At 44.8% G+C, this 1,405-nt stretch carries 1 protein-coding gene and 1 pseudogene; both read right to left on the bottom strand.

Going from position 1 to position 1,405, the window contains the following annotated elements:
* Window positions 1-1,116, bottom strand: a 1,116-nt coding sequence (locus AC1DUA_RS37605; protein ID WP_477504573.1) for a response regulator, incomplete at its 3' end; no start/stop codon positions are given.
* A gap of 134 nt (window positions 1,117-1,250) precedes the next feature.
* A pseudogene (locus tag AC1DUA_RS37600) lies at window positions 1,251-1,405 on the bottom strand (BMP family ABC transporter substrate-binding protein); the annotation flags it as partial.

The raw sequence follows: 1,405 nt of genomic DNA, 5'->3' as shown, positions 1-1,405 counted from the left end.
GATGGAGACAAGGAACCTTTGCACATAAATGTAGCAGCGCTCTACCGAAGATTGCGAAGCGCGCAGCTCGTGCATCCAGTCATTCAATAGTCTAGCGAAAAGCTCTTTGTTTCCCGTCTTCAGCGCAGCGATCAGCTTGCGTTCCCATTCTGCATGATGAACCTGCAGCTGGCCTTTGCCATGCACGATATCTTCGATGGAAATAATCTTATTTTTGCCAACCATAAATCGATAATCGAGCGCCGAAACCGCCTCAGAATAAGATTTGGACAGCTCCTCCATCGCCTGATACGGTCTGCCAATCCCAATCGAAACACGAACTCTCACGTACTTTTCTATGCACTGCACGGCTTGTTCCGCATATTTCTGCACAGCTAGAATCAAATATGGCATATCCCCAGCGAAAATGATGCCGATTCTCTCGTCTCTCGTTCGAAAGACGATACCTCCCTGCTCTAATTCAAAGATTTCGTGAACAATATTATACACGGCAAACCGCAGCAATTCGGTCTCCGAGCTTATTTGCGCAGCAATTGGATACATAAACTCTTCCACGTCTAACGTTGCCGCCATATAGTACGGCCCGGGGAGTGACAAGTGAAATAGAGCAAATTTATTCAGAATCTCCTCTTTCTTTACTTCACTGGTTACCAATCTTTCTAGAAATTGCTCTCGCAATAAAGGCAAACTCATATTTAATTGGCTCTGCAGCCTAGACACATCTTCATTCCTCAACCGTTTCTCATCCAGCTCTTTTCTTAAATGTTGTAAAATATCCGTAAATTCGTTATGCCCAACGGGTTTCATCACATATTCATAAACCTTTAGTTTTACCGCCTGCTTGGCATATTCGAATTCCCCAAACCCCGTCATAATGATGACGGTAATATCTCGGTATCGATCAGAGATGGCAGCCGCAAGTGCCAGCCCATCCATATGAGGCATCGAAATATCCGTAATAATAACATCCGGCAGCTGGATTTCCAGGGAATCCAAGGCCTCTCTTCCATCGCCATAAGAACCAATCAGCTCAAAACCATAGGTCTCCCAATCTATTTTCTCACGAATACTTTCCCGAACAGCTTCTTCGTCGTCAACTATGATCAGGGTATACACCTTACCACCTCAGGTTTAACAAATTCTCTCTGAACTTCAACTCTATTCGAGAATAGCGCTTACATTTCCTGTTTGGAATCAGGTATTTCTTTTGGAGAAAGAGGTTGCCCGCGTAGGAGCAACCTCATCTTAACTTAGTTATACAGCAGCGCCTTAATTTCTGCAGAGTCAATGTTTGTTTTGTCATACCAGTGGAAGCCTGTATCTATGGTCTTCTCTACTTTTTCACCTTTGCTCGCCATGACCGCCGCTTTGACGGACCAATAGCCGATCCCGATCGGATCTTGGG

It is taken from the genome of Paenibacillus sp. 01T422 (assembly GCF_056398785.1).
The sequence above is the reverse complement of the archived record's forward strand: the minus strand, read 5'-3'. Positions and strand labels throughout refer to the sequence as shown.